Raw genomic sequence first — 22,739 nt, forward strand, 5'->3', positions numbered from 1 at the left:
CTCTCAGGGGATCTTTGACGTCTTATATTCTCCAGTTCACTGGCGCTCGCCACCCCCTCAGGATTCTTTCGGGATATTTCGATATCGAGGAGCGAGACAGGAGAAAAGGGCACGACCCAGAATTTCTGCGCACAAACCTTCCTGCCCTTCCCGGACAGAAGGAAAAAAGTTCAGGAATGGAGGGTGGCGATCGCCGCATCAACGATCGCACCGAGGTCCTCGACATTCCAGCGCTCAGAACTGAGCACGATATCATATACCGACAGATCGTTGATGTCTATATTATAATAGCCCAGATACCGTTTCCGTTCGCATTCCTGCCTTTCCTCAGTATGCGCACGGGCATGTGTCTCGTCCTCGCCGTCCCGCGACGCTATCCTCGTCGTCCGGCATTCCAGCGAGGCGCTCAGCCAGATACGGAGATCCGCATTCGAGACCATCCACCCGGACAACCTCCCCTCCGCGATGATGTTGTCCTCGCCCTCTGCGGTCTCCTTCTGGCGTGCATCGATGAGTTTGTCTACGGCAGCGTCAGACTCTGCAAGTTTTCCGAAATCGGCAATAGACATCCCCCGCTCCTTCGCGAGGGAACGGAACATCTCCCCGGCCGAAATTATCCTCAAACCGTGATGCTCTGCAAGATATTTTGCAAGGGACGTCGTGCCACTCCCCGGCGGCCCGCTGATAGTAATGCGCATTTAGAGCCCTCCAATATTGAGCGCTTTCCTGATCACCTGACTGATTGTCAGGGAACAGATCATGTACCACAGCATCCAGAGAGGGATGAACCAGAGAAGAATGTCCTGGAAGGTGAGCATCCCGACAAAGGGAAGGACCATCGTCTGGGAGATATGGGGGATACGGTACAGGAGCCAGAAGAAGATCGGCACCGACAGGAGGAGAATATAGGCCATCGGCGTGAACTGCTGCTTCGAGATCTCCATCTGATCCTGCATCATGCGATCCCTCTTCGCCTCCAGTTTCTTCAGTTTTTTCTCGTCCCCGCCCAGTTGCGCCTCCCGGAACTCCTTCTGGAACTCCCGCATCGTCTCCTGGACACGCTGCATCTTTTCGTAGTCGATCGTATACTTCTGGATCAGCGACGAATACAGGGCAGTGATCGCGGAGAGGATCATAATCAGCACAAAGAACGGGATCGCTTCCACAAGAGGCCCGAATATCAGGTCCATCGCCCCGCCCACGCCGTCCCGCACCTCCGGGATGCCATAGGAGAACATCAGCAGGAGAGTGAACACAATCGCAATCGTGCCGCCATGATCCTTGAGCGCCATTGTCACCTCAGGACAGCAACCATCGCGTCGATGGCGTGGTCAAGGAGGAAGTTCTCGTTCCTCACGATCTGGACCGTGCACCCCGTCATCATCGCATAGGCCGCGGCGAACGCCCGGTTCATCTGCTGGTGCTCGGCGATGGAACGGCTACCCTCCGCATCACGCTTGCGGCTCTCGTCGCCCATCCTCCGCAGGAGGATCTGGTCCTCGTCAGTCTCGACAAGCACGATAGTGTTGGGATGAAGTTCGGTGAGCACCCACTCGGGCAGGCCCGGAAGATATCCGGCCGGAGTCTTCACCGAGGCGTGGGTATCGATGATAATATTCCCTTCCATCGTGCCGATACGTTGCGCGGCAAGTTTCTGCAGTTTCTTCTGGATATCCTTGTCAAGGGTCCGCATCTGGTCGCGGTCCTCGACAAAACCCTCGGACTTCGCCGTCTCAAACATGCAGGTGCCAAAATTAACAGCCTTGTAGGGGATATTCTCCTCTACAAGGCGCTTCATTGAAGCATCAATAACCGTGGTCTTCCCGACGCCGGGAACCCCGGTAATCACAACTCTCTTTCCAGACATTTACTCTCTCCCGAAGAACTGGCGCATGAACGGATACATCTCCATGATCTGTTCGCTTGCGACCTGTTCGTAGAGGCGGTAGGTGATGCTCACCGTCAGCAGCAGTCCCGTACCACTCACTGCGCCGATCACACCAAAGAGGTTTGCAAATACACTCAGGAGGCCGACCATCACACCACCAATGACCGTTACACGCGGGATATAGCGGTCGAGGTAGCGCTCCAGCACCTGGGTGTTCCGGCGGTATCCCGGGATCTGCATCCCCGACATCTGGATCTGGCGCGCCACATGACTCGAATCGAGACCGGCCGTCTTGACCCAGAACAGGGCGAAGATCGCACCGCCGATGATCATGACCGTCGTATCGATCCCGAGACGGAGGAGCACCTCCCAGGGAGCATGAGTGATACCATACGACTCCACCCACCACATCCAGTCCTGCGGACCGTTCACCGGGGCGAGGAAGTACATCAGCCCACTTGCCGGGGTCTGGCCATCAAACGTCCCGAGGATTGTGATCCCGATATTGGAGAGGAACATGCCGAACATCTGGACGTTCGCCTGAAGCACACGGACCAGGATCATCGGCAGGACACTAGCGTAGATGAGTTTCACCGGGAAACGAGCACGGGCACCCCTGACACGGGCATGGGCGAGCGGGATCTCGATCCGTGTCGACTCCACATAGACAACGATGAGGAAGATACCGATCGTCGTCAGGAAGGCGAGCATGTCAGTCCCGAAGTACTGGAGATAGTTCCCGCCGGAAAGACCGATGGCAAAGAGCCGCGGGAAGAAACCTACCGGATAGGGGTCAGATACCGCTTCCCAGTTGAGGAAGCCATTGATCAGGCTCTGCGAGATCCCGGCGACGATGAAGAGACCGACACCAGAACCAAGGCCCCACTTCGTGACCACCTCGTCCATGAGGAAGACCAGGACACCACCGAGACAGATCTGGAGGAATATCAGGAACGAAACCGCAAACATGTTCCCCCCGAAGAGCGCCTGCGCTATTTCAGGATCCGGGCGCATAAACCCGCCAAAGAGGTTCGGCGCAGCTTCGAGGATGATCATGACAAAGATGAGCAGCTTCTGGAGCCCCATGTACATGACCTGTCCACGTGCTTCAGAGGTATCGATCTTGATAAGGTCGGCACCCCTGAGCAACTGGAGCACGATGGACGCCGTGACGATTGGCCCGATACCAAGGTGCACAATCGACCCGCTTTCACCGGCAAGAAGGGCACGGAAATACAGGAACGCATCCTGCGAAGAGGGGTCGAGGCCGAAGACAGGTATGTTTGTCAGGAAAAAGTACAGCAGCAAGATCGCAACTGTCCACAACATCTTGTTCTTGAAGTGGACATGACCCTCTGGAGACTTCACCGCAGGCATTGCTGCAAGCAAAGGCTCCATTCTATCCAGCAGATTCCCCATGGTTACACCAAAAAATGAGGGGCTCACTCGGTCAGAGCCTGACCGCCAGCCGCCTCAATCTTTTCTTTTGCCTGTGCGGAAAACGCCAGTGCCGTCAGTTTCAGGGCATGGGTAACCTGTCCGCCGCCGAGCACCTTCTCGACACCGAGGTCACAGAGGTCGATCGCGATAAGATCGCCTTCCTGCTCGGCAAGGCCGGCCTGGACGAGGAACTCGGCCACCTGGTCGACCTCCCCGACGTCCAGAACCTCAACCTCCTCCCGTATCTGGTTCGCAAAGCCGTTCTTGCCGTTGTGAACCTGACCAGCAAGGAGGAAGTGGCTCCAGCGGTGGTCCCTGTGTCCTGCCCGGCCCCTGCCGCCGCGGTTACCTGCGCCACGACGGTTCTTGTGCGTGCCGCCGCCGCAGGTCCTGGACCCGCGGAACTTTGAGCGCGTGTTCGTGGGCATCGCATTCACCTCATCCTGTAGAGGAGGTCATTGATCTCCTCACCGTAGTTCCCGAGCGCACCGCCCTGCGGGAAGGTGCGCTTGATCGTCTTGAAACCCTTTCTGGGGGGGTGGAGACGGAGGACCGGCTTCAACTCCGGGATGTCCTGCACCGTCGCCTCGCCCTTGCAGAGGGCAGCCGCAAACTCCTCGATGCTGGCAAACGTCGAGTGCTCCCTGACATACTCGTCGGTGAGCTTCACGTTCCCGGTCAGGCGTCCGCGGGTCGAGAGGACCGTTGCAACGGTCTTCCCGTCCACCTCGCCATATGCGACATAGTCCTTGACTTTCCGGATCATACCGAGGTATGCCGGGGTGTCAGGGACGAAGACGCAGTGGTTGATGTGGTGGAGGCGGAGCATCTTCAGGGTGTCCTTGATGTCGCAGCGGGTGTTGACCACGCCGCGAACCTGCACGACCGCAAACATTACTCCGACCCTCCAGTCCTGATCATCGTGGTGGCTTTCAGGGCGTTGAAGGTCGCCTTTGCATAGTTGATGGTCGTCCGGGTGCTGCCGCTCGAGAACGCCCAGACATCCTTCACGCCTGCAAGGTCAAGAACCTTCTTGCCAATTTCACCGGTCACAAGGCCGATACCCTGCGGCGCCGGCATCAGGGTGACGCGGACACTGCCCGCTTTGCCCCTGACCTCCATCGGGATGGAGTGAGCGGTGTTGCAGCCGCACTCCCAGCTCCCGCAGCCGCGGCGGACCTTGATGATATTGGTCTTTGCGTTGTCAATTGCCTTCCGGATTGCATTGCCGACCTGGGCGTCCTTTGCCTGCCCGAAGCCGATGTATCCGTTGTGGTTCCCGACGATGACCACGGCCCTGAACTTGACACGCCGCCCGGAGTCAGTCATCCTCTGAACCATGGAGATGTCGATGACCTCGTCCTCAAGATCGGGCAGGAACGCGTCCACGATCTGGTGCTCGCGGATAGGCTTGCCAGTCTCAAGCACCTCGTCGATGCTTGCGATCTCGCCGGCGGCGACCGCCCGACCGAGGCCGGTCAACGGAACCCAGGGTGCCTCTTCGTACGCCATGTCACTCCAGCTCCTTCATGATGGCCTTCGCCACTTCTTCAACATTCTCAACAAGATTCCCGGCCTTTTCAGGGGCGTATTCTGCGATAACCGCACCGCTGGTCCGCTCGTCGTCAGGGAGAATCTCTTCACCGTGCGGAACATCAAATCCGGCCTCGACCGCACCCTTCAGGGCGGCAAAGACGCGGGCCCCCTTCTGTGCCCGTGCAAGCCCGATGTCCAGGATCGCCTCATCGTATCCGGCTGCAAGAGCCTTCCTCGCAAAGAGCATCCCGGTCAGGTACGCCGCCGGAGTGCTTGAGGTCGAGCCCTGGTAGCCCAGCTCGACAAGTTCCTTCGAGTAGGCCGACACAAGAGTCCGGTCACCCTCAACCTCGGGAACGACGAGCTGAATGATGATCTGGCGGTTGGTCTTGCGGACGACCATACGGGGGGTGTCGGAGAGGAGGAGCTTCAGCCGCGCGTAGTAGTCGGTCCGGCCCTCCTTCCTCCTGCGGAACGGAACAAAGTACCGTGCTCCGGTCGCCATTTTATTCTGTCCTCCCTTTCATCATCTCAACATGGGTCTTCAGGTGCGCCCGGCTCCTGAACTGACCGCCTGCTGCCCGCCGGTACAGTTTCCGGTAGGTGCGACGGTCAACGGTGCCGTTTTCCCGCATCTCGCGGAGCGATGCCCTGATCGCCCGAATTCTCTGGATCCACTGTCTCTTGGAGGGGGTGCGTGCGTTTGCCGTGCCCTTCCTGTTGCCGTAGCCTTTCTGGTGGCCGTACGAGCGGTTTGCCGCCCGTGCACGGACCCGGCCGCGGCTGTTGCCTTTGACGGCGGCGGCCCTGACAGCGCCTTCTTCAACGAGTTTCCGCATCTCCTCACGGGAGATCGCGCCCTCGATGTCGGAGAGGCGGGCGGGGTCAAACCAGACACGGTTAAGGCCGCATTTCAGGACAGCGGCGGCGATCCGCTTCTGCGCTGAAAGGTCGCTCATTCTGCCTTCGCCTCCTCTTCTTCAGGTGCAGGTTCTTCTGCCGGTGCCGGGGTCAGGTCCTTTGCGTTGAGGACCTTGATACCGGCTTCCATGGCTTTCTGCTGGATCTCTGCACGCTTCTTCATGCCAACACTGCCAGCGATCCTCACGGCTTCGACCGCGGGGTCGACACCTTCGAGGTCGGCAGGAGTGTAGGCGAGCACTTCATAGAAGCCGCTCGGGTGCATATACCGCACAGCGACCGGTGCATTGTAACCCGCCTGGGGCTGTGCGCCCTTCGCCCTATACTGCCTCCGCTGCTTGCTGGTGAGGCCGCGAGGTCTTCTCCAGGTGTCCTTCAGCTTTGCTTTAGCGTGAAGGCACTGGCGCTGGAATTTGCATCCCGTCTTCTGGGAGCGAACGCGGATTAGCCGAATCTTTTCGTCCACCATCTCCATCACGCCTTCTGCACAATGTATATTCCGTCCTGGAAGACCCGCGAGTCACGGTCGCGGACCCTGGTCGCCCGCTCGATCATCGCTGCAGTCGATCCGACGACGTCCTTGTCTATCCCGGTGAGGGTCAGTTCGTCGTTTCCGACCTTAACAGACACACCCGGGAGGATCTTTGCATATCTCGCCTTCTTCTCACCGAGGAAGTTGTTGACCTCGACGATATCGCCCTTGAGCTTGATCTGGATCGGGAAGTGGGAGTAGACCACTTTCATCCTGTACTCATAGCCGCTGATGACTCCGCCGAACATATTCTTGATATGCGCGGTGTGGGTCCCGACCATTGCAATGATCTGCTTCCGGGTCGATTCGGTGGTGACGACGACCTCGCCGTTCTCGATGACGACGTTGACACCGGGGTAGCGGAAGTCGCGCACAAGTGCGCCCTTCGCACCCTTCACGGTGAAGACGGTCCCGTCAAGCGTTGCCGTAACCCCGTCCGGGATTGTTACTCTTCTCTCAACAACCATCGCCTATCCCTCAGTACACGAATCCCAGAAGTTCACCGCCGATACCGGCGCTACGGGCCTGCTCGTGTGACATGACGCCCTGGGAGGTCGACATGATCAGGATGCCGAAGCCCTTTGCCGGGAGGTACTGGCTCTCCCACGCTTCCATCTCTTCGAGGGTCGTGGAGAAGCGGGGGGTGATCGCACCGCACCGGTTGATCCTGCCGACAAGGCCAATCCTGAACTGACCGCCGCGGCCGTCCTCGACGTACTCGAACTCACCGATGTAGCCGGACTCCTGCATGATCCCGAGCATGGCACCGAGGAGTTTGCTTGCGGGCTCGACAATGACTGAGGATCTGCCGCCGTCGCTGGCGTTCTTGATGGCGCTCATCGCATCTGCTATCAAATTCAATCGTGCCATTTTTCCACCTCAGTTCATCTTCTTAAAGCCCATCTTCGACGCCCACTCACGGAAGCACTGCCGGCAGAACATGATGTTGTACCTGCTGACAAGGCCCTGCTTCCGGCCACAGATCTGGCACTTGTTTGCGCCGCGTCCGAATTTCTTCTTACTTACCTCGTCTGCCATCACTGCACCTCCATTCCGTAGTGCTCCTGCACAAAGGCCATCGCCTCTTCGCGGGAGACACGCTGAGCCGACGGGAGCTTACGCGGTGCGATGCGCCTGCGGGCGATCCGGACACCGGGTTTCTCAAGGACAACGTTGACGTCCATGCCATAGATGCCGATCTGCGGGTCGTAGGACTGGCCCGGGAAATCGGTGTGCTCTTCGATACCGAAGGAGAAGTTGCCCTCCCTGTCGAAGGCACGGGCCGAGATCTTCTTCTCGACGATCGCAAAGGCGGTATCGATGAACGTAGCGGCCTTCTTGCCTCTCAGGGTCACTTTCGCACCGGTCGGTGCGCCCTTCCTGACACCAAAAGCGGGCTGGGTCATCTTTGCAATGGAGCGGATCGGGCTCCCACCGGTGATCTCCTTGAGGATGTTCTCGCCTTTGACGAGACGGTCACCGCTCTCGCCGACGCCCATGTGGACGACGACCTTTGCGATGTGAAGTTCCTGCATCGGGTTCGTCATCAGGCCTCAATCCCCCAGTCTTTGACCACAGACGCTTCCCGGCCGATCATGAAGACGTTCTCTTCGACGGTCTCGAATGCGACCGCGTTTTCGTCTTCAAGGACAACACGGTTCGGCGTGCTGCATGTGGAGGGTTTAATCTCGGTGATCTTGCCGATCCTGCCGGAGTGCTGACCGCCGATGACCATCGCCATGTTGCCGACGGCGAAGGGGTAGTGGTCGACGATCTTGAAGCGCTCGTCGCCTTCGAGGGTGAGGACGACCGAGTCCTTCGGCTTGTAGGTGTTGTCGGCAAGGACATTCGCACCGTACAGGAGGTTCAACTGGACCTTCCCACCCTTGACAGTGGTCTTGTTTGCGATCTTGCAGAGCCGGGTCTTTGCGGCCTCGGCGTCGATCTCGATCGAGACCAGGCGGCCGGTCTTGTTCATCAGGATCCGGTAGTACCTGTTCATCTTCGGCATGGACACGATATCAAAGATACCGAGGCCGATCTTCGGGTTGGTGACTGCCTTTCCGTTGACGATGACCTGGCGCTGGCCGAGGATCCTCTTGACTTCCTTCATGTTGCCGGCAAGCCCCATCTTGTCACGGAGCCAGACGGCGATCGGGAGCGCACTGGCGCTGTGCGGGCCCGGGCAGGTCTTGGTGATGAAAGTCTCTTCTTTCTTCGCGATCTGCCAGGACGTCGGCGCAGTCAGTCTCTTCACGTGATATGACATTTACTTCCTCTCCTCCAGCTTCGCCACCCGGCGCGGGTCTTTGGTGTTCAGCTTCGTCACCATGACGTTTGAGGCGTTCACCGGCCGCGGGACTTCGGTCCCGTCGGTCTTCGTGACCGTCACGCCATGGACCCGGAGGGTTCCGGTCTTTGCGTACACACTGTCGACGACGCCTTCGGTCCCCGCATGATCGCCGCGGAGCACCTTCACCGTGTCGCCGGTGACGACGCGGACGGTGCGTCTCTTGTACACCTCACGCAGTTCCTTCGCAAGGGGGGCCGAGAGGAACATGCTCATCTGGTGTGAGGGTGCGTTGTAGCGCACCTTGCGCTGCTTCCGGGGCTGCTTGCTTGCAATCCGTACCATGCACAACACCTCACACGATGATGGTTGCAGTCGACCCGATCTTCGGGAAACGCTCGGCGACCTCACGGGCAACCGGACCCTTGATGTCGGTGCCCTTCGGTTCGCCGCGTTCGTCGACGATCACGACAGCATTGTCGTCAAACCCGACACGCAGGCCGCTTGGCCGGCGCATCTCCTTCCTCTGCCTGATGACGACCGCCTTGAGGAGCTTGCGCCGCATGTCGGGCGTGCCCTTCTTGACAGAAACGGTCGCAATGTCACCAATACCGAGCTTCGGCTGTCTCCTCCGGACACCGTGGTAGCCGTCGACCGAGACGATCTCGACAAGCCTGGCACCGGTGTTATCGGCGCAGACGAGTCTGGTTCCGGTCGCGACTGACCGCGGGATCTTGGACAACTTTGCCTTCATTTCAGATCACCTCGATCACAACGAAGTTGGTTGTCTTCGACAGGGGCCTGCACTCGGCGATCTTTACCGTATCCCCCACCGCAAGGGTGAGGCACGGGGGCAGGTGGGCGTGGTACTTGGAGGACCTCTTCTCGTAACGGTTGTACTTCCGCACGTAATGGAGGTACTCGCGTCCGACGACCACGGTCCCGTTCATACGGTCGCTCACGACCTTGCCGGTGATCACCTGGCCGTGCACCGGCAGGGTGCCGTGAAACGGACAATTTACGTCGCTGCATTCCTTCTCAGGAACAGGGACGTTTAAGCCAATATCTCTCGCCATTCTCTATCCTCTATCTCTTGTTGCGCATGCTGATCCGTTTTTCAGGTCGTGCCACAAGGGCAGACCCGTCCACTTCGGCGCGAACTCCCCCGGGGAGGGTGAAGAGAAAGACACAGCCTTTCTTTTCCACCATTTTAGTTCCCGACGGGGTGAGGATCACCAGCATATTGCGAGTCTCATCCACAATCCGGCCGGAGATCCCGACATATGCGGGGTTCCCGGCCTTCACCACAGAGACTGCAAGCCCGATCAGTTCGTGCCACAGGAGGGTCTGCGGTGTGATCATGCCTGTTTACCGGCCCTCCGTGCGTTCTGCTCGGTCATGATGCGGGCGATGGTCCGCCGCACCTCGCGGATGTGCCCGGGGTTTTCCGGGGCGCCGCCCGCGCTGACCTTACCGCGGCCCTGCATCAGATCGAGTTGCAGCTTCGAGAGCTGCTCGGCCAGTTCCACGTCGGAGAGCTGGCGGACCTCATGTGCCCGGAAGATCGCCATTACTGTTCCTCCTGATATTTGGTCTCAGGGGTTTCAGGAAACTCTTCAAGTTCTGCATCGACATCTTCGCCGATGTCGGTAACCGCTTCGACCTCTTCGGTTGCCGCCTTCGGGACGGCCTTCGGCTCAAGGACTTCGAAGCTGTCGGGGAGTTTGGCATCGCCCGGGACGATCATGACCCGGACACCGATGATACCAAGCTTCTTGATGGCAATGGCGTAGCCCTTCTCGACGATTGTCTCGGAGGGTTCGCCGCAGTGCTTGATGTAGCCCTCGATGAACTTCTGGACACGGGACCGGGCACCTGTCAGCTTGCCGGCGAGGATGATCTCGCAGCCAAGTGCACCGGACTCCATGATCCGGCGGATGGTGCTCTGCCCGGCCTTCCTGAAGTACCAGCCCCGCTCAAGGGCAGTGGCAAGGCGCTCGGCCATGATCTGGGCGTTCATGTTCGGGTTTGCCACCTGCTGGACTTCGACCTGTGGGGACTCGAGATTGAAATTGGTGGCAAGGTCCTGGGTGAGTTGCCTGACAAGCTTGCCGCCCTTGCCGATGACGATCCCCGGCTTCTCGGCGAAGATGGTGATCTGCGTGCCGAGAGGGGTGCGGACGATGTCCATACCGCCGTAACCGGCGCGCTTCAGTTCGCGGGAGAGGAACTGATCGATACGGGCCCTGGTGACACCTTCACTGACGAATTTCCGCTCTATTGCCATCTTACTCCACCTCCCGGAGGATCAGTTCAAGGTTGACGGTCTCGCGCACTTTCGGTGTCGCCCTGCCCATTGCACGGGGGAAGACCGAGCGCATGCTGCGGCCGCGGTTCGCCTGCACATGGGCGATGACGAGTTTCGCGGTATCAAGCCCGGCATACTCGCCGTTCTTCTGAGCCGCCTTGATCAGGGTGATGAACTCGCCGGAGGCCTTGACCGGGTAGCGGCCGGCATCCCAGCCCACAAGACCCTTCTTGTGCGCCACGTCCATGTTGAAGTGCTTGAACGGGACCGCCTTCTTCTTCGCCACGACGGCCTCGAGGTACTCGAGGGCCGCATCTGCCTTCATGCCCCTGATAAAGCGGGCAATTTCCATGCAGTGCTTCGGAGAGACGGAAACCTCGTTCGCCTTGGCGCGGGCGAGGTTTTCACCCTCGATCTGCAGTGAATATCCGGTTCGTGCCATTGCCATCACTTCAGGGGTACATACTTGGAGGACCTGGTTGCACCGATACCGGCCGTGCCGTGGGAGACCTTCCTTCTGGTCAGCGCAAACTCGCCGAGGTAGTGGAAGACCGCCTCCGGCTGGAGTTCGACGGTGACAAAGTCCTTGCCGTTGTAGATCTCAATCGTCTTTCCAATCATCTCGGGCATGATGATCATGTCGCGCAGGTGGGTGCGGATACCCTCATCGCCTGCCCGCACCTTTGCAAGGAGACCTTCATGCTCCCGTGCAAGCCCGCGGTTGAACTTCCGGCGTGCCCTGGCCGGCATGAGGGGGACAAGTTCGCTTGTTCCCATCTGCTGGAGCTGCTCGATCGTGTAGCCCCGGTAGGTGAATTCCTCACGCCGTCTTGGCAGCCGCTTCTGCGTTTTCTTTGCCATTCAATCCCCTCACTTCTTCGTCCTGCCAGTCCTGCGAGCAGCAATGCTTCCGACCTTCCGTCCCGGAGATGTGCCGCGAGAGACGGTCTTGGGTCTGCCACAGTGCTGGTGGCCACCGCCACCGAATGGGTGGTCGATGACGTTCATCTTCAGGCCGGACGACCTGGGCCACTTCTGGGCCTGCGACTTCAGTTTGTGATATTTGTTGCCGGCCTTGACGAAGGGCTTCTCGCTGCGTCCGCCGCCTGCAACAATGCCGATGGTGGCCATGCACAGTTCGTTGAACCACTTCTGTTTGCCGCTCGGCATCTGCACGGCGACCCTGCCACCGGACTTTGCCGCGATCATTGCCTGGACGCCGCTCGAACGGACGAACTTGCCGCCGTCGCTCGGCCGCGCCTCGATATTACAGACGAAGGCACCGATCGGGATGTCTCTCAGGGAAAGGGTGTTGCCGTTCTGGATCTTCGCTTCGGCGCCCCATGCAACCTCGTCGCCGATACCCATGCCCTCTGGAACGAGCATGTACGTCTTCTTTCCCTCAGCGAGTCTGACAAGGGCGATCGGGGCGTGGCGTGCCGGGTCGTGCTCGATATCGATGATCTGCCCGATCACGTTCTCGGTGCACCCGCACGCGTGCTTCAGCTCGGCCTTGTACTTGTGAGACGGCGCCCGGTAGGTCGGGCCTCCGCGGCCGCGGTTCTGCTGGATAATTCTATGTCCCATCTCCACCACCTTACATTACGCCGAGCCGGCTGAGGATCTCCTCGGCGGCCTTTTCATTCTCAAATCCGACGATGGCCTTCTTCTGGCCCTTCATCGTCATGATGGTCCGCACAGAAGCAACCTTCTGGTCGAAGGCCTTCTCGACGGCGCGCTTGATATCGTCCTTGGAGGCGTCGTTGTGCACGAGAACCTGGACCTTGTTCTCGTTCTCGAGCATCATCATCGCCTTTTCGGTAACATACGGATTTCTGAGCACCATGTTCAGTCCTCCATTCTCTTGAGGGCGCTCTCGGACCAGATGGTCAGGCGACCGGCGTGCGTGCCTGGCGCGAGCACTTCGACGTCAAGGTCGTAGATGCTGACGGCGTCGACACCGGCGAGGTTCTGCGCTGCCCGCAGGGGTTCGTCACCGGTGACGATCAGGACGCTCTTGCGGCTCTTGTACCGGCGGCCACGGGTCTTGCCCCGGCCTGCACGGACCTTCTTGCTCTCCTTCGCACGCTCGACGTCGGCATAGACTCCAAGCGCGGAGAGGGCCTTGATGATGTCGGAGGTCTTCTTGATAGCCTCGAAACTCTCGTCAACGACGAACGGGGCTTCACCGTCAAAGATGTGGCCGCGCAGTTCGACGAGGTCGGTGATCGCGGTTGCGGCGATTGCCGACCGCAGGGCCATCCACTTCTCCTGCTTGTTGATCTTCAGCTCAAGGATCTTTGCAACGACTGGTGGGTGTGCTTCACGGCCACCCTTGGCCTGCGGGACCTTTGCTGCTCTCGAACCGTTCGTGAGACGGGGCACATGTGATACGCCGCGCCCTGAACCCCAGCCAACCGCAGAACTCCTGATGCCGGCAAACGGGTCGGTGCCATGAGGCTGGAGCCGCTTGCTCTGGATAGAGAGCACGGCCCTCTTGATGAGGTCAGGCCGGTAATATTCGTCGAAGACGGACGGGAGTTCGATTTCACGGACGACTGAACCGTCGATTGATCTGACATTTGCTTTCATCCGTTCTTCACCCCTGCTTGCTCTCAAGGCTGACAAAGTTCACAGACGGTACCCTGACAGCGTGTTCGCCCTGTCTGATTGCCGGGCGGATGCGCACAAGACGCCGGACCGGGCCAGGGATCGAACCCTTGATCATGATGTACGGGTTCCTGACAAGGCCGTAGTGGAGGAAGCCGCCAATGGGCATGACTTCAGAACCGTCGGTGCCGACTTTGATGATCCGCTTGTTGAACTCGGTCCTCTGCTGGTAGCCCATCTGGCCCAGCTGCGGGACCTGCCACCTGACGTGGTGCGGGTGCCAGGGACCGAGGTTGCCGATGTGGCGCTTCTTGCCGCCGCGGGAGTGCTTTCTCTTCCTGACCTGGACGCCCCAGCGCTTGACCGGGCCTTCAGTGCCCTTGCCCTTGGTGACGGCGGTGACGTCGACGTACTGCCCTTCTGCGACGAGCGTGAAGGGGTCGACGTCCTTGCCGAGGAGAGAGATGGCGAGGGTGAGGCGGTCGGCCATGGAGCCACCGTCGATCCTGGTCTCCATGAGTTCGGGGACCTTTGAGGGGATACCGGTGACCGCTGCGGGCTGTGTGTACACAAGGGCGAAGATCTCGGTGACCTTGCCTGCGGCGACGCCGTCCTGGATCGCCTTGAGTACGGCCTCACGGTCGTGTTCCTTCGGCATTGTGATCCGCTTTGCAAGAGCGGGGTCGAGTTCTTCGGCCCAGACCTCTGTCAGCGGGTGCCGTCCATAACTGTCGGTAGCGTATGCGCGCACGGCGGCGACCTTCACCTTCGGAACCTCGACGATGGTGACGGGGACCATGATCTCCCGTCCCTCGGTCGGGCTGCTCTTGTGGTCATCCACCATGATGACGTGCGTCATACCTACTTTATACCCTGCAATACCCTGCAGCATGGGTTCGCCGTCGTGTCTGGGCCAGGACTGATACTTCGGGACCTGGCTCTTTGCCCGCTTGCGTGGGCTGTAGGCGAGCGAACCCCTGCGTGGTCTGTGTACGTTCGGCATGTTCTAATCAATCCTCTGCGTTTGGTTCTCTCCGAGATTCCCAGGTTTCCGCCAGGATTGCACAAACACTTGCGAACGGGACCACAACGCTCGCATCCCCGGGGGGATGACGATCAGGCACGCTCTCCGCACAACAGGTATTGCTCCTGCTGTGGTGGTGTCGGGAGTGATGTGCCGCGTGTGGTCTCCAGTGTGGAGATCATTCTGGTGTGCTCCAGAATACCTCGTCTCGCGAAGAGATCCTGATCTTTGTGCACGCCGGCATACTATGCCGGCAGGGCTCGTCTGCACTGACGGAGGCCCGGCGCACGGATCAGATCCAGCGTCTGTCTGCTCCTTGGGACTGCTCTAGTCCTTCTCGGTTATGCCCCCTATCGGGGCAGCCGGGGCATCATGCCCGTCCCCAGTCGGGGGGACCGGCAGTATTATCCGCCAAACGGTTACAGAATGGCCATTCTACCACCATATAGCCATTATTCTGTGCCCGGTTGCGCAGGATACCATCGTCTCCGGTTCTCTAATTATACCCCTGAAACGAATATAAATCTTCCCGTATTCCCCGGAGCGTGAGTGGGGTCAGCCGAAGAAGAGGTCGCCTTCTCTGTTGATGTAGACCTCGACGTCCTCACGGACGTACCTGGCCCTGAACCTGCTCGGGTTCGAGTCGTGGATCCTGTTGATCAGTTCGAGGGTGTTGTACTTCACTTTGATCCCGAGTTTTTCTGCGTCCTGGAAGATCAGGGTGGCGGCGTCGATGAGGTCGGTGCCGGACTTGATGGTGCAGAGGTGCTCGGAGTCGAGGGTGTAAAGGAACTCAAGCGTCTCTTTTGCTCTTTCAATATTTTCGTACGCCGCTTTTTCGATGGTGCAGACGTTTGCCTTCGAGGTCTGGATGATGTCGGCGACCTGTTGCTGGGTGAGGCCGGTCTTGCGGTAGCGGAGTACTTCCTTCTGTCTATCTGTGAGGAGGCCCTGTTTCATTGAATATAACTTAACACACTACACCTTAAACACTTCTCTTTAACATTGCACAACAGGATCAGACGGCATTCACAATCTTTATATGAGATTTTGCCGATACTATGTCTGTTCTCTAATTTGAGAGGTGTATAGATGGTAGTTAAAGTAGGAATTGCCAAACTGGGCAACATTGCCAGCGGCGTCATGGCGGAACTGCTCCTTGACGAGCGTGCGGACCGTGAGGACATGCAGACCTTTATGGCCACCTCCGGCACCAAGCTTCAGCCCGAGGACATCGACCGTGTCGTCAGCACCATGAAGGCGTGGGTCCCTGACTTCTGCATTGTCGTTTCCCCGAACGGTGTCCTCCCCGGCCCGAAAGGTGCCCGTGAGGAACTTGCAAAGGCAGGCATCCCGTGCATTGTCATCACCGACGACATCACCACCAAGAAGGACGACTTCGCGGCTCTCAAGGAGAGCACCTTCGGCTACATCATCATGAAGGCCGACTCCATGATCGGTGCCCGCCGCGAGTTCCTCGACCCGATCGAGATGGCCGACTACAACGGCAACCTGATCAAGGTCCTCGCCCTCACCGGCGCGTTCCGCAAGCTCCAGACCGAGCTCGACAAGGTCATCGACCAGGTCAAGGAAGGCAAGAAGGGTGCAGACCTCGTTCTCCCGAAGGTCGTCCTGAACTCCGACAAGGCTGTCGAAGGCGAGTTCTCGAACCCGTACGCCCTCGCAAAGGCACGCGCTGCGTATGAGATCGCGCAGGCTGTCGCCGGCGTCAACGTCAAGGGTTGCTTCATGACGAAGGGCTTCGAGAACTATGTCCCGATCGTCTGCTCTGCCCACGAAATGATGCGCCAGGCCGCAGTGCTCTGCGACGAGGCTCGTGAGATCGAGAAGGCCGGCGACGCGGTCATCAGGAAGCCGCACAAGAAGGACGGCGTCATCGTCGCCAAGACCACGCTCATCTCCAAGCCCGAGTAAATACTCAAAAAATCTTTTTTCTCCTTTTTTTATATCTGAATGGGCGACCGGAGGGCGGGCGCGCAGATTCAGGGGGTGAGACATTTCTCGCTATCGAGAACGAGGGCCGACACGTGATATCAGAGAGATCTTGCATGTCTTCGAGGACCGAACGAAGTGAGGTCAAGAAGGTTGAAGACCTTCGCTGAACGAGCGATAGCGAGTTTGAGAATATCTTTGATTTTCGGCGAAGTCCCTTCGGTCGCACAGCGAACACCCGATGGTCTTCTCGACTTAGGATAGGATCCGGGAAGAGAGTTGAGATTCCTGAAAAGGGTGATTGCCGTACCCCTGCCTATCCTAATGGCAGGGGGTCAGGGGGGCGGCAACCCCCCGCCGGTCTCGATTGCAGGGAAGGCAGAGGATCAGCACCCGCTCTCCCTGAAGTACCGGCCGAACTCCTCGGGGAGGGTCATCACGACCGGTTCAAAGTGGAGACGTTCCATGAAGGCCGAGTCTGTCATGGAGGCAGGGTTCGGGTTGAGCCGCGCAATGATCGAACAGATGGCGGAGAAGGAACTGGCATCGTCGGTCGTCCCGCAGTACAGGGCCATATTGAAGGCACGGGTCCCGAGGGTGCGGTAGCACTCGATCACCCGGAGTATCCCCCGCGCCAGGGGGCGGATGCAGGGTCCGATACCGGCGGGCGAGGTGGCCGGCAGGACACCCCGCACCTCGCGCTCGCCGACCGGCACCGCACTTGCAAACCAGGGTATCACGTCTTCGAAGAGGAACCGGTCGGTGGCGGTCTCCTCCTCGACGAAGTCGGCCCAGTACGAGTGGCCGTGTTCCCGGTAGTACGCCCGGCTCCCCGTGAGGTACCGGCCCTGGAGGGTTGTCGGGCGGGGGTCGGCGATCCCCTGGAGATGGGGGTGGGGGATGCTTGCCCCTGCAGAGGGGAGGTAGTTCCAGTTCAGCGAGACATAACCGCCACGACGTTTCACTCCCTCCAGAAGGCCCGCGAGAGCGTCGGCCACCTGATCGACAGTAAAACGCTCGACTGCATGGGCACGGGTGATGACGGTCACGAGGTGCCAGTCGGCATAGGGATAGAGGTTCGGGAAAGTGACGCTCTCCCCGAGGTGGATCCTGGCGCCGTCGGCAAAGGTCGGGGTCTCGCGCTCCACCCGCCCCGGGCAGAAGGGGCAGTCTCCAGGAGGTGAACCGGGATAGGGCATGCTGAGGTTCCGGCGGAGGCGCTCAGGTGAGATGCGCGACGCGATTCCCGTCAGGGCTTCCCTGCGGACCTGGACCCTGCCGCCCGCATACGTGTCGACCGAAAACATGCCTCCACCCTTCACTGGGGGGAGGGATCTGATAAAAGCACCTCTTTGAGGCGGATGGAAAATGGAGGATAGGGATATCCCCCAAAAAATATTGCTGCAGGAAACCTGCAGTCAGGTTCAGACAACGTACTTGCCGAGAAGGCGGATCGAGTTGGTCATGTCGGGCCCGAGCGGGGAGCCGAAGATGATCTGGGTGACACCGGCCGCCTTGAGGTCTTCGCACTTCTGCCTGACCATGTCAGGGGTGCCTGCGATGGTGAAGGCGTCGATCTCGGCGTCGCCGACGAGGCCGCCAACGGCCTTGAAGTCAAAGCGCCCGAGGGCGTCCTTGATCTTGGCGACGTTGTTCAGGTCGAGTCCGTGGCGCTGGAGGAGTGCCGGCGGGGAACCCGCGGCGATGAAGGCGGCAACGATCTTTGCGGCGTTGCGGGCCTTCTTCTCGTTCTGGTCGATGGACATGGCGGTGTACGCACCAACATCGTGCTTCTTCCGGCCTGCAGCTTCCTGAGCCTTCTTGATGATCGGGATGGCGATCTCGAAGTCCTTCGGGTTGGACGCGTTGATCAGGGAGCCTTCACCGATCTCACCGGCGAGCTCGAGCATCTTCGGGCCCTGGGCACCGACGTAGACGGGGATACCCTTCTTGCCGGGGAGCTGGACACCGGTGAGCTTCGCACCGTCGTAGTCGAAGAACTCCATGTCGCCGGTCTTCTTGATCTCTTCACCGGCGCAGAGGCGGCGGATCTGGGTGATACCTTCCCTCAGGCGAGCGACGGGCTTCCCACCCGCAATCGCGAGCTTCGGAAGGGTCGAGAGGTCGCCGGGGCCGATACCGAGGACCGCACGGCCGTCGGAGATCTCGTCCAGCGTGCACATGAAGGACGCAATGGCCGCCGGGGTGTCGGTGAAGGTGTTCATGATACCCGGGCCCATCTTGATCGTATCGGTGTTCGCTGCGATCATGGCGAGGGTCGGGTAGCAGTGGCGGTTGTTATAGTGGTTGGTGATCCACGCGTAGTCGATGTCCTTGGACTCGGCAAGCTTGACGTATTTCACGACCTGCTTGACGCTAATGTTGCCTGGCACAAATTCAATTCCATAACTCAAGGCATTTCACCTCAAACAGAGTAGTTATCGCACAAAGATAAAAGTATTATCATTTGCCCTGTGAAGGGCGAGAAATAACCGCATCTCCCCTGAGATCGAGGGATCAAATGGACAGTGCGCCTTAACTGTTACCCTATCGCAGCAGAGCGGGCAAAACTCCAAAAGAGAAGTATTTATGATCATCAGCACAAATACCCAAGAGAGTACGTAACCGGAACCCGGCCGCCACCAGTGAATATTCACAGGGCACGCATCCAGGCATTCATTCTCTTCCTGAAAGGTTATTACAGGGTAGAGGTGAAAGAACGTGGTCCCGGCATGCGGGGCAGGTGGAGGGGAGACCGTTCGGTTGACTGACGAAGGGTGCCGCCCGCCTTGAAAGGGGTGGAGAGAGAATACATGCGGGTCTTGGCAATTGGATTGGGGGGTGCAGGCAGCAGGATCGTGGACAGACTCTACGATCACGACCGGAGGAGCAAGGTGCTCTGCATGAACGCACTCGTGATCGACTACGACTCCAATACGCTTATCCAGCTTGAGCACCTTCCCGAAGAGTCCAAGTTATTCTTCCCGCCGATCGATCCGTCCTTCACCTTCGATGTCGAGACGGTCATCGATATCGAAGAGGTGATGACCTGCATCCAGAGGGTGGACACCGTCGAGATAGATGCCATCCTGGTGATCACGGGTCTTGGCGGGACGATGCTCGATACCATCCCCCAGATCGTCCCGCAGTTGCGCCAGTCCTTCGTCGAACCGATATTTGCCGTCGTCACCCTGCCGTGCAGGGAAGAGGGGTTGAAGCGGGCCGCAAAGGCCGCGGACGACCTGGAGATGATCACCGGTCTCGTGGACGGCACGATCGTCTTTGATAACGAGACCTGGGCCGAAAGGGTCAGGTCGGGGAACGAAACCCACCGTCTCGGGTTGTCGGCGAAGATCGCGGGGAAGAGAGGGCCATTCATGAACCCCCGCCTGATGTATTCCCTGCTGAACGAGGAGGTCGCCCGGCGGATAGGTCTCCTCCTCCGTGCAGGGGAGTTCAACGAGACCGGCCTTGACGTGGGCGAACTTGTCCTCGACGCCGGGGAGGTGCTCAACACCCTCACGGGCATGGGGATCGTGGCCGTCGGGTATGCCACAGAACGTCTCCCGCCCGGTCCCCTTGAGTTCCTCACGCGCTGGAACTCGGCCCGCAACTACATGGAGGGGTCGAAGAAGAGAGCGGCACGGATCGTCTCTCTCGCAAAGAAGGCGGTATACGAGGAGATATCCGTGCCGTGCGACCTGACGAGTGCCGAAAAGGCGCTGGTCCTCATCGCCGGGCCCGACAAAGAGTTGAGCATCAGGGGATTTGTCACGGTCAGGAAGTGGATCGACAGGAGCATTGCCGGTCTTGAGATGCGGTCTGGCGACTATCCCATCAAGAACACCCGCTTTGTCGGGATCATCGTCGTGCTCTCCGGGGTGCAGAATGTGCCCAGGATCGATGAATTGAAGGTCCACAGGGAAGAGTACAGGCGGGAACTGGAGGAAGAGGCGGCCAGGCAGGCGATAATCGAGGCCAGGGGACCGGATAACGTCGAAGAGGCGGCCGAAGCCGAGGCAGCCTTTTTCACGGGATACACCGGAAGAGATCCTCTTGCACCGGCAGGGAGGAGGAAGGAGATGCCCGAAGAAAAGGATGAAATGATCGCAATCACAGGACCGAAGAAGCGGAAAGAGAGGGACGAGGGAAAACTCCAGATCCACCTCTCCAGCGACCATCTCAAAAAAACCGGGGACGATGACGGGGCCCTGGTGGTGCCCGGTGCAAAGAAGCAGACGCCGCGGGACATGACCAGGATGACGAATGTCGATCTCCCCCAGGCGCCGAAAGACTCCTCCCTCAGCATAGGCGGTCAGTTTTCGGCAGTCAAAAAACCAAAGGAGATCGAGGAGACAGGCCTTCATGTCGAGGCGATCCCTGCGGCAAAGGACGATGTCCTCTCCGGGGAGAAGGTCAGCCTGAAGGGGGTCGTGAAGAAGGCGAAGGACGACCTCCTGAAGACCAATACGGTGCTCCTGAATGATCCTGGCACGCGGCCGATCGACGATGTCCTGCGGGGCGGGATGCACATTGCCCCGAAGCAGGCGCCGAAGGAGATCGAGCCCGGCCACGGGAAGATCCCCGGTCCTGAAACCAGAAAAAAGGACGAGGAAGAAGAAAGTCAGGACAGTATCGACTGGATCATGTGACCCGGGAGAAGGGGATGTTCCCGGCCCCGATCTCGGTTTTGATCGTGCACCCTTCCTCTGCGGCGTGGGCGATGAGGTTCATGCCCGAATAGGAGGCGATGGAGAGGCGGTGCGGGTCTCTCAGGAGGTTGAAGATCTTTTCTCCGGTCGCAAGCGGGAAGACGAAGCCGACCGACCGCATGGCCTGAACGATCTCCCTGACTTTGTCCTCGGCGGGGAGGGGGACCTGCCTGATATTGGCGAGGGTGACCCCGTCGCCAGTCGTGACATAGGCATGGACCGCGGTGAGGCCGGCGGCGATGAAGAGCTGGAGGGGGTCGATGCTTGTGCCGCGATAGGCGATGAGGTCGAGGAAGCGCGGCTGTTCGTGCTTTTTGATCGCGATCCTGCCACCGTATTTCATCTCGACAGGGATGCCCTGTCTCTGGAAGACGCCGTCCATGGTGACGGAGCAGACGGTGATGAAGCCGGTGTGGCCGGGGGGTATGCGGGGGTCGTTGTCGGCGATGCCGTAGGCGTCGAAGAACCCGCACCCTGCGGTGATGACGGCGTCGAAGGCCTTCCTGACGCGGTCGACCTCGGTGTCGGGGACGATGGAGAGGTTGTAGGCGACGTCGCCGGTGCCGCTCAGGGGGTCGAAGGTCGTCCTGACGGCGAGGCGTTCGAGTTTGGAGATGACGAAGCCTATACGTTCGCCGACTAGGGCGTTTTCAATCTCCGCAACGCCGCCCGGGGTGAGGACGCGGCCCCTGTTCCCGATCTTCTCGGTAAAGCCCATCTCGTCGAGGGAGCGGAGGTAGTACTGGACGGCACGGTCGGAGAGGACAAAGCCGTGCTCGGCCATGAGTTCGGAGAGGCGTTTCGCCCCCATGGGTTCGGGGTGCTCCTTGAGGAGCCTGAGGATCTCGATGCACTTCCTCTCTGTCCTGATGCCGTTCATCGCGCCCTGACCACCCCGGTGCTGTCCTGGTACCGTCCGTTGTAGGTGCGTGAGCCGTCGCTGACCTCATGGAGGATCATCTGGACGACGCGGTCGCCGGCCGCAAGGCGGACGGGGGCCTCGCCCATGTTCGTGAGGCAGAGGGTGAGTTGTCCCCTGAAGCCGGGGTCGACGAAGCCGCCGCCGAGGAGGAGGCCGCGGCGGGCGTAGCTGGACCGGCACCGCAGGGTGGCGGCGACGTCCGCCGGGATCTCCACGTGTTCCATGCTCGGGACGAGTGTGCACTTTCCCGGGGGGAGGGAGATGTCGGCGCCGGCCCGCAGGTCGTACGAGGCGGGCTGGAGGGAGGCGTCTCCGAAGGGGGTGATGACAAGCCGCTTCTCTGGAGTGTCCGCCCCGAGGCGGGACCGGATCTCAGCGGAAGAGAGGATCATATCAGTAATGGTGGTTCTCGAAAATGCTTAATAACTTGTGATATGATATATACCACTGTACAATTCATTCATTTCCTTCTAAATCAGGAGTTTTGCGGCAGGGGATGTGACGCCGCAGGGACTCCGGTTGCCCTGGACCCATGGGGTAGAGGACATCCTTCTGGGCTTCGAACCCAGGGACGCGGGTTCGATTCCCGCTGGGTCCGTTTTT

General features: G+C 59.6%; 34 protein-coding genes and 1 tRNA gene. 3 read left to right on the forward strand and 32 right to left on the reverse strand.

Annotated features, from left to right (window positions below; all coding sequences use genetic code 11):
* Positions 1–170: 170 nt before the first annotated feature.
* The 28 genes from cmk to Q0520_RS10015 all read right to left on the reverse strand — a co-directional run bounded on the left by cmk (position 171) and on the right by Q0520_RS10015 (position 15,509).
* Complete coding sequence (cmk, locus tag Q0520_RS09880; RefSeq protein ID WP_298669535.1) at positions 171–698, reverse strand: (d)CMP kinase; 528 nt, start codon at positions 696–698, stop codon at positions 171–173.
* Complete coding sequence (locus Q0520_RS09885) at positions 699–1,292, reverse strand: DUF106 domain-containing protein (RefSeq protein WP_298669537.1); 594 nt, start codon at positions 1,290–1,292, stop codon at positions 699–701.
* Positions 1,293–1,294: 2 nt separating this feature from the next.
* Positions 1,295–1,867 carry an adenylate kinase gene (locus Q0520_RS09890; RefSeq protein ID WP_298669540.1) on the reverse strand — a complete coding sequence of 191 codons (573 nt, stop codon included), beginning with the start codon at positions 1,865–1,867 and terminating at the stop codon, positions 1,295–1,297.
* Complete coding sequence (gene secY / locus Q0520_RS09895; protein ID WP_298669542.1) at positions 1,868–3,307, reverse strand: preprotein translocase subunit SecY; 1,440 nt, start codon at positions 3,305–3,307, stop codon at positions 1,868–1,870. It abuts the gene before it with no gap.
* A gap of 23 nt (positions 3,308–3,330) precedes the next feature.
* Entirely contained in the window at positions 3,331–3,756 is a 426-nt protein-coding gene (locus tag Q0520_RS09900; RefSeq protein ID WP_298669545.1) for an uL15m family ribosomal protein, read from the reverse strand.
* 5 nt (positions 3,757–3,761) lie between these two features.
* On the reverse strand, positions 3,762–4,223 hold the full coding sequence (locus tag Q0520_RS09905) for a 50S ribosomal protein L30 (RefSeq protein WP_298669548.1): 462 nt from the start codon (positions 4,221–4,223) through the stop codon (positions 3,762–3,764).
* Positions 4,223–4,840, reverse strand: a complete 618-nt coding sequence (locus Q0520_RS09910; RefSeq protein ID WP_298669551.1) for a 30S ribosomal protein S5 — start codon at positions 4,838–4,840, stop codon at positions 4,223–4,225. Before Q0520_RS09910 ends, Q0520_RS09905 begins: the two co-directional genes overlap by 1 nt.
* A 1-nt stretch (position 4,841) precedes the next feature.
* Positions 4,842–5,369: a 50S ribosomal protein L18 gene (locus Q0520_RS09915; protein ID WP_298669554.1), complete on the reverse strand. Its 528-nt coding sequence runs from the start codon at positions 5,367–5,369 to the stop codon at positions 4,842–4,844.
* Position 5,370: 1 nt separating this feature from the next.
* Complete coding sequence (locus Q0520_RS09920; RefSeq protein WP_298669557.1) at positions 5,371–5,823, reverse strand: 50S ribosomal protein L19e; 453 nt, start codon at positions 5,821–5,823, stop codon at positions 5,371–5,373.
* Complete coding sequence (locus Q0520_RS09925) at positions 5,820–6,260, reverse strand: 50S ribosomal protein L32e (protein WP_342765267.1); 441 nt, start codon at positions 6,258–6,260, stop codon at positions 5,820–5,822. Before Q0520_RS09925 ends, Q0520_RS09920 begins: the two co-directional genes overlap by 4 nt.
* Positions 6,260–6,784 carry a 50S ribosomal protein L6 gene (locus tag Q0520_RS09930; RefSeq protein ID WP_298669562.1) on the reverse strand — a complete coding sequence of 175 codons (525 nt, stop codon included), beginning with the start codon at positions 6,782–6,784 and terminating at the stop codon, positions 6,260–6,262. The genes Q0520_RS09925 and Q0520_RS09930 overlap by 1 nt, the downstream gene beginning before the upstream one ends.
* A gap of 10 nt (positions 6,785–6,794) precedes the next feature.
* A complete protein-coding gene (locus Q0520_RS09935) occupies positions 6,795–7,187 on the reverse strand; it encodes a 30S ribosomal protein S8 (RefSeq protein ID WP_298669564.1) in 393 nt (130 codons plus the stop codon).
* Positions 7,188–7,196: 9 nt separating this feature from the next.
* Positions 7,197–7,355, reverse strand: coding sequence for a 30S ribosomal protein S14 (locus Q0520_RS09940; RefSeq protein WP_298669569.1), 159 nt, complete (start codon positions 7,353–7,355; stop codon positions 7,197–7,199).
* Entirely contained in the window at positions 7,355–7,864 is a 510-nt protein-coding gene (locus tag Q0520_RS09945) for a 50S ribosomal protein L5 (RefSeq protein ID WP_298669572.1), read from the reverse strand. Before Q0520_RS09945 ends, Q0520_RS09940 begins: the two co-directional genes overlap by 1 nt.
* Entirely contained in the window at positions 7,864–8,586 is a 723-nt protein-coding gene (locus Q0520_RS09950) for a 30S ribosomal protein S4e (protein WP_298669575.1), read from the reverse strand. The genes Q0520_RS09945 and Q0520_RS09950 overlap by 1 nt, the downstream gene beginning before the upstream one ends.
* Complete coding sequence (rplX, locus tag Q0520_RS09955; protein ID WP_298669578.1) at positions 8,587–8,952, reverse strand: 50S ribosomal protein L24; 366 nt, start codon at positions 8,950–8,952, stop codon at positions 8,587–8,589.
* Positions 8,953–8,962: 10 nt separating this feature from the next.
* Entirely contained in the window at positions 8,963–9,361 is a 399-nt protein-coding gene (locus Q0520_RS09960) for a 50S ribosomal protein L14 (RefSeq protein ID WP_298669581.1), read from the reverse strand.
* Position 9,362: 1 nt separating this feature from the next.
* The gene (locus Q0520_RS09965; RefSeq protein WP_298669584.1) at positions 9,363–9,683 is read right to left on the reverse strand and encodes a 30S ribosomal protein S17; all 321 of its coding nucleotides are present in this window, start codon (positions 9,681–9,683) and stop codon (positions 9,363–9,365) included.
* A 10-nt stretch (positions 9,684–9,693) separates the two neighbouring features.
* The gene (locus Q0520_RS09970) at positions 9,694–9,969 is read right to left on the reverse strand and encodes a ribonuclease P protein component 1 (RefSeq protein WP_298669587.1); all 276 of its coding nucleotides are present in this window, start codon (positions 9,967–9,969) and stop codon (positions 9,694–9,696) included.
* On the reverse strand, positions 9,966–10,178 hold the full coding sequence (rpmC, locus tag Q0520_RS09975; protein WP_298669590.1) for a 50S ribosomal protein L29: 213 nt from the start codon (positions 10,176–10,178) through the stop codon (positions 9,966–9,968). Before rpmC ends, Q0520_RS09970 begins: the two co-directional genes overlap by 4 nt.
* Positions 10,178–10,894: a 30S ribosomal protein S3 gene (locus Q0520_RS09980; protein WP_298669593.1), complete on the reverse strand. Its 717-nt coding sequence runs from the start codon at positions 10,892–10,894 to the stop codon at positions 10,178–10,180. The genes rpmC and Q0520_RS09980 overlap by 1 nt, the downstream gene beginning before the upstream one ends.
* A gap of 1 nt (position 10,895) precedes the next feature.
* Complete coding sequence (locus Q0520_RS09985; RefSeq protein WP_298669596.1) at positions 10,896–11,357, reverse strand: 50S ribosomal protein L22; 462 nt, start codon at positions 11,355–11,357, stop codon at positions 10,896–10,898.
* Positions 11,358–11,362: 5 nt separating this feature from the next.
* Complete coding sequence (locus Q0520_RS09990; protein WP_298669599.1) at positions 11,363–11,776, reverse strand: 30S ribosomal protein S19; 414 nt, start codon at positions 11,774–11,776, stop codon at positions 11,363–11,365.
* A gap of 9 nt (positions 11,777–11,785) precedes the next feature.
* Positions 11,786–12,502, reverse strand: coding sequence for a 50S ribosomal protein L2 (locus Q0520_RS09995; protein WP_298669601.1), 717 nt, complete (start codon positions 12,500–12,502; stop codon positions 11,786–11,788).
* A gap of 10 nt (positions 12,503–12,512) precedes the next feature.
* Entirely contained in the window at positions 12,513–12,761 is a 249-nt protein-coding gene (locus Q0520_RS10000; RefSeq protein ID WP_298669603.1) for a 50S ribosomal protein L23, read from the reverse strand.
* A 2-nt stretch (positions 12,762–12,763) separates the two neighbouring features.
* Positions 12,764–13,507, reverse strand: coding sequence for a 50S ribosomal protein L4 (gene rpl4p, locus Q0520_RS10005; RefSeq protein ID WP_298669606.1), 744 nt, complete (start codon positions 13,505–13,507; stop codon positions 12,764–12,766).
* Between the two features lie 7 nt (positions 13,508–13,514).
* Positions 13,515–14,528 carry a 50S ribosomal protein L3 gene (gene rpl3p, locus Q0520_RS10010; RefSeq protein WP_298669609.1) on the reverse strand — a complete coding sequence of 338 codons (1,014 nt, stop codon included), beginning with the start codon at positions 14,526–14,528 and terminating at the stop codon, positions 13,515–13,517.
* Between the two features lie 576 nt (positions 14,529–15,104).
* Positions 15,105–15,509, reverse strand: a complete 405-nt coding sequence (locus Q0520_RS10015; protein WP_298669611.1) for a Tfx family DNA-binding protein — start codon at positions 15,507–15,509, stop codon at positions 15,105–15,107.
* A 132-nt stretch (positions 15,510–15,641) separates the two neighbouring features.
* Between Q0520_RS10015 and Q0520_RS10020 the strand changes: the two genes are divergently transcribed.
* A complete protein-coding gene (locus tag Q0520_RS10020; protein WP_298669614.1) occupies positions 15,642–16,484 on the forward strand; it encodes a F420-dependent methylenetetrahydromethanopterin dehydrogenase in 843 nt (280 codons plus the stop codon).
* A gap of 404 nt (positions 16,485–16,888) precedes the next feature.
* On the opposite strand, the gene Q0520_RS10025 is transcribed toward Q0520_RS10020, so the two are convergent.
* On the reverse strand, positions 16,889–17,809 hold the full coding sequence (locus Q0520_RS10025) for a galactose-1-phosphate uridylyltransferase (protein ID WP_298669617.1): 921 nt from the start codon (positions 17,807–17,809) through the stop codon (positions 16,889–16,891).
* Positions 17,810–17,926: 117 nt separating this feature from the next.
* Positions 17,927–18,916 carry a 5,10-methylenetetrahydromethanopterin reductase gene (locus tag Q0520_RS10030; RefSeq protein WP_298669620.1) on the reverse strand — a complete coding sequence of 330 codons (990 nt, stop codon included), beginning with the start codon at positions 18,914–18,916 and terminating at the stop codon, positions 17,927–17,929.
* A gap of 399 nt (positions 18,917–19,315) precedes the next feature.
* Between Q0520_RS10030 and Q0520_RS10035 the strand changes: the two genes are divergently transcribed.
* Complete coding sequence (locus tag Q0520_RS10035; RefSeq protein WP_298669622.1) at positions 19,316–21,154, forward strand: tubulin/FtsZ family protein; 1,839 nt, start codon at positions 19,316–19,318, stop codon at positions 21,152–21,154.
* On the opposite strand, the gene Q0520_RS10040 is transcribed toward Q0520_RS10035, so the two are convergent.
* Both Q0520_RS10040 and Q0520_RS10045 read right to left on the reverse strand, forming a co-directional pair.
* Positions 21,147–22,094, reverse strand: a complete 948-nt coding sequence (locus Q0520_RS10040) for a DUF128 domain-containing protein (RefSeq protein ID WP_298669625.1) — start codon at positions 22,092–22,094, stop codon at positions 21,147–21,149. The genes Q0520_RS10035 and Q0520_RS10040 overlap by 8 nt on opposite strands.
* Positions 22,091–22,528 (reverse strand): dCTP deaminase, encoded by a 438-nt coding sequence (locus Q0520_RS10045; protein WP_298669627.1) that lies wholly within the window; start codon positions 22,526–22,528, stop codon positions 22,091–22,093. The genes Q0520_RS10040 and Q0520_RS10045 overlap by 4 nt, the downstream gene beginning before the upstream one ends.
* 134 nt (positions 22,529–22,662) lie before the next feature.
* Here Q0520_RS10045 and Q0520_RS10050 point away from each other — a divergent pair.
* Positions 22,663–22,734: transfer RNA gene (locus tag Q0520_RS10050), tRNA-Arg, on the forward strand.
* The last annotated feature ends 5 nt before the right edge of the window (positions 22,735–22,739 follow it).

The sequence above is a fragment of the uncultured Methanofollis sp. genome, from assembly GCF_937919355.1.
In the GTDB taxonomy this organism is placed as follows: domain Archaea; phylum Halobacteriota; class Methanomicrobia; order Methanomicrobiales; family Methanofollaceae; genus Methanofollis.

What these genes read in the sequence shown, in the direction of transcription:
- Q0520_RS09995 (WP_298669601.1), bottom strand. Translation starts at nt 12,502, where the DNA reads ATGGGACATAGAATTATCCAGCAGAACCGCGGCCGCGGAGGCCCGACC.
- Q0520_RS09945 (WP_298669572.1), bottom strand. Translation starts at nt 7,864, where the DNA reads ATGACGAACCCGATGCAGGAACTTCACATCGCAAAGGTCGTCGTCCAC.
- Q0520_RS10040 (WP_298669625.1), bottom strand. Translation starts at nt 22,094, where the DNA reads ATGAACGGCATCAGGACAGAGAGGAAGTGCATCGAGATCCTCAGGCTC.
- Q0520_RS09940 (WP_298669569.1), bottom strand. Translation starts at nt 7,355, where the DNA reads ATGGCAGACGAGGTAAGTAAGAAGAAATTCGGACGCGGCGCAAACAAG.
- Q0520_RS09950 (WP_298669575.1), bottom strand. Translation starts at nt 8,586, where the DNA reads ATGTCATATCACGTGAAGAGACTGACTGCGCCGACGTCCTGGCAGATC.
- rpmC (WP_298669590.1), bottom strand. Translation starts at nt 10,178, where the DNA reads ATGGCGATCTTCCGGGCACATGAGGTCCGCCAGCTCTCCGACGTGGAA.
- Q0520_RS09990 (WP_298669599.1), bottom strand. Translation starts at nt 11,776, where the DNA reads ATGGCAAAGAAAACGCAGAAGCGGCTGCCAAGACGGCGTGAGGAATTC.
- Q0520_RS09965 (WP_298669584.1), bottom strand. Translation starts at nt 9,683, where the DNA reads ATGGCGAGAGATATTGGCTTAAACGTCCCTGTTCCTGAGAAGGAATGC.
- Q0520_RS10020 (WP_298669614.1), top strand. Translation starts at nt 15,642, where the DNA reads ATGGTAGTTAAAGTAGGAATTGCCAAACTGGGCAACATTGCCAGCGGC.
- Q0520_RS09910 (WP_298669551.1), bottom strand. Translation starts at nt 4,840, where the DNA reads ATGGCGTACGAAGAGGCACCCTGGGTTCCGTTGACCGGCCTCGGTCGG.
- Q0520_RS09960 (WP_298669581.1), bottom strand. Translation starts at nt 9,361, where the DNA reads ATGAAGGCAAAGTTGTCCAAGATCCCGCGGTCAGTCGCGACCGGAACC.
- rpl3p (WP_298669609.1), bottom strand. Translation starts at nt 14,528, where the DNA reads ATGCCGAACGTACACAGACCACGCAGGGGTTCGCTCGCCTACAGCCCA.
- Q0520_RS09930 (WP_298669562.1), bottom strand. Translation starts at nt 6,784, where the DNA reads ATGGTTGTTGAGAGAAGAGTAACAATCCCGGACGGGGTTACGGCAACG.
- secY (WP_298669542.1), bottom strand. Translation starts at nt 3,307, where the DNA reads ATGGGGAATCTGCTGGATAGAATGGAGCCTTTGCTTGCAGCAATGCCT.
- Q0520_RS09980 (WP_298669593.1), bottom strand. Translation starts at nt 10,894, where the DNA reads ATGGCAATAGAGCGGAAATTCGTCAGTGAAGGTGTCACCAGGGCCCGT.
- Q0520_RS09985 (WP_298669596.1), bottom strand. Translation starts at nt 11,357, where the DNA reads ATGGCACGAACCGGATATTCACTGCAGATCGAGGGTGAAAACCTCGCC.
- Q0520_RS10025 (WP_298669617.1), bottom strand. Translation starts at nt 17,809, where the DNA reads ATGTTTTCGGTCGACACGTATGCGGGCGGCAGGGTCCAGGTCCGCAGG.
- Q0520_RS10015 (WP_298669611.1), bottom strand. Translation starts at nt 15,509, where the DNA reads ATGAAACAGGGCCTCCTCACAGATAGACAGAAGGAAGTACTCCGCTAC.
- Q0520_RS09925 (WP_342765267.1), bottom strand. Translation starts at nt 6,260, where the DNA reads ATGGAGATGGTGGACGAAAAGATTCGGCTAATCCGCGTTCGCTCCCAG.
- Q0520_RS09900 (WP_298669545.1), bottom strand. Translation starts at nt 3,756, where the DNA reads ATGCCCACGAACACGCGCTCAAAGTTCCGCGGGTCCAGGACCTGCGGC.
- Q0520_RS09885 (WP_298669537.1), bottom strand. Translation starts at nt 1,292, where the DNA reads ATGGCGCTCAAGGATCATGGCGGCACGATTGCGATTGTGTTCACTCTC.
- cmk (WP_298669535.1), bottom strand. Translation starts at nt 698, where the DNA reads ATGCGCATTACTATCAGCGGGCCGCCGGGGAGTGGCACGACGTCCCTT.
- Q0520_RS09915 (WP_298669554.1), bottom strand. Translation starts at nt 5,369, where the DNA reads ATGGCGACCGGAGCACGGTACTTTGTTCCGTTCCGCAGGAGGAAGGAG.
- Q0520_RS10000 (WP_298669603.1), bottom strand. Translation starts at nt 12,761, where the DNA reads ATGGTGCTCAGAAATCCGTATGTTACCGAAAAGGCGATGATGATGCTC.
- Q0520_RS09935 (WP_298669564.1), bottom strand. Translation starts at nt 7,187, where the DNA reads ATGGCACGATTGAATTTGATAGCAGATGCGATGAGCGCCATCAAGAAC.
- Q0520_RS10045 (WP_298669627.1), bottom strand. Translation starts at nt 22,528, where the DNA reads ATGATCCTCTCTTCCGCTGAGATCCGGTCCCGCCTCGGGGCGGACACT.
- Q0520_RS09970 (WP_298669587.1), bottom strand. Translation starts at nt 9,969, where the DNA reads ATGATCACACCGCAGACCCTCCTGTGGCACGAACTGATCGGGCTTGCA.
- Q0520_RS09920 (WP_298669557.1), bottom strand. Translation starts at nt 5,823, where the DNA reads ATGAGCGACCTTTCAGCGCAGAAGCGGATCGCCGCCGCTGTCCTGAAA.
- Q0520_RS10035 (WP_298669622.1), top strand. Translation starts at nt 19,316, where the DNA reads ATGCGGGTCTTGGCAATTGGATTGGGGGGTGCAGGCAGCAGGATCGTG.
- Q0520_RS09890 (WP_298669540.1), bottom strand. Translation starts at nt 1,867, where the DNA reads ATGTCTGGAAAGAGAGTTGTGATTACCGGGGTTCCCGGCGTCGGGAAG.
- Q0520_RS09905 (WP_298669548.1), bottom strand. Translation starts at nt 4,223, where the DNA reads ATGTTTGCGGTCGTGCAGGTTCGCGGCGTGGTCAACACCCGCTGCGAC.
- rplX (WP_298669578.1), bottom strand. Translation starts at nt 8,952, where the DNA reads ATGGTACGGATTGCAAGCAAGCAGCCCCGGAAGCAGCGCAAGGTGCGC.
- rpl4p (WP_298669606.1), bottom strand. Translation starts at nt 13,507, where the DNA reads ATGAAAGCAAATGTCAGATCAATCGACGGTTCAGTCGTCCGTGAAATC.